This is a genomic window from Intrasporangium chromatireducens Q5-1 (genome assembly GCF_000576575.1).
Taxonomy (GTDB): Bacteria; Actinomycetota; Actinomycetes; order Actinomycetales; family Dermatophilaceae; genus Intrasporangium_A; species Intrasporangium_A chromatireducens.
Genome location: NZ_AWQS01000486.1, coordinates 1 through 1,183, shown reverse-complemented (window position 1 = coordinate 1,183; position 1,183 = coordinate 1). Strand labels below are relative to the sequence as shown.

The window sequence follows — 1,183 nt, the reverse complement described above, 5'->3', positions numbered from 1 at the left end:
AGGCCACCAACCGACGAAAACCCGTTGCCGCCACCGGACGCCGGTGTCACCGTCTGGGGATGGACATCAGCGTCTTCGACCGCGCGGACGACGCCCTGGTCGAGCAGTGCTGGGGCGTCTGGCAGCGCAGCGTCACGGCGTCCCGGGCCGTACCCCACCGGGAGACCCTCGAGGAGTTCGCCCAGCACCTGCGCTTCACCTTCCCGGGTGAGCGCGATGTCGTCGCCGCCGCCATCGATTCCGGTCAGGTGCTCGGTGTGCTCCGGATCTTCTTCCCCGAGCGGGACAACACGTCACTGTGCTGGCTGGAGCTGCACGTCGACCCCCCTCGGCGCGGCCAGGGAGTCGGCTCGGCCCTTCTCACGTGGGCAGAGGAGACCGCCCGGACGGAGGGCCGCGCCGTGCTCCTCGCGGACGTGTTCACCCCGCCCGAGGCGCGGGAGACGCACCGCGACCGACGCTTCGCCGAGCGGCATGGCTTCGCGACCGCCAACGTGGAGATCGCCCGACAGCTCGAGCTGCCCGTGCCGCCCGAACGGCTGGACTCGCTCGAAGAGGCGGCCCGAGCCGTCGTGGGTGACGGCTACGACATCCAGGTGCATCTCAACGGCGTGCCGCCGGCGCTGCGCCAGTCGCTCTGCGACTGCTCCAACCGCCTCGGGCTCGACGCCCCGACGGGCGACATCGACTTCGAGCCGGAGTCGATGACTCCTGAGGACTACGTGAAGTTCCTCGCGCACGAGACCGGCACCGGCGCCAAGCGGCTGACCGCCGTCGCGGTGGAGCGGGGCACCAACGTCGTCGCGGCGTACTCCGACATCGCCCTGCCCGCCGGTGACCCGGAGGTCGGCCATCAGTGGGGGACCCTCGTGCTCCCCGAGCACCAGGGGCATCGCCTCGGGATGGCGGTCAAGCTCGCCAACATCCGGGAGGTGCAGCGAATTGACCCACAGCGCAAGAGGATCGACACCTGCAACGCCGAGCAGAACCCGTGGATGGTCCAGATCAACGCCGACCTCGGCTTTGAGATCGTCGAGGAGCTGCTCTCGATGAAGAAGGTCCTCTGATCGCCGAGCCAGGGCGGGCTCGCACGCCTCAAGGCTGACGTATGCCGCTCACCCCGGCCCGCGGGGCCGGTCCCTCCCGCGGTTGCTGGCCCTTCGACGGGAACTGGCCTCTCGAC

Annotated in this window: 1 protein-coding gene; it reads left to right on the top strand. The window is 70.2% G+C overall.

Translation table 11 applies throughout. From position 1 onward, the window contains the following. Positions 1 to 59 precede the first annotated feature (59 nt). A complete protein-coding gene (locus tag N864_RS22395) occupies positions 60 to 1,067 on the top strand; it encodes a GNAT family N-acetyltransferase (protein WP_034722801.1) in 1,008 nt (335 codons plus the stop codon). The last annotated feature ends 116 nt before the right edge of the window (positions 1,068 to 1,183 follow it).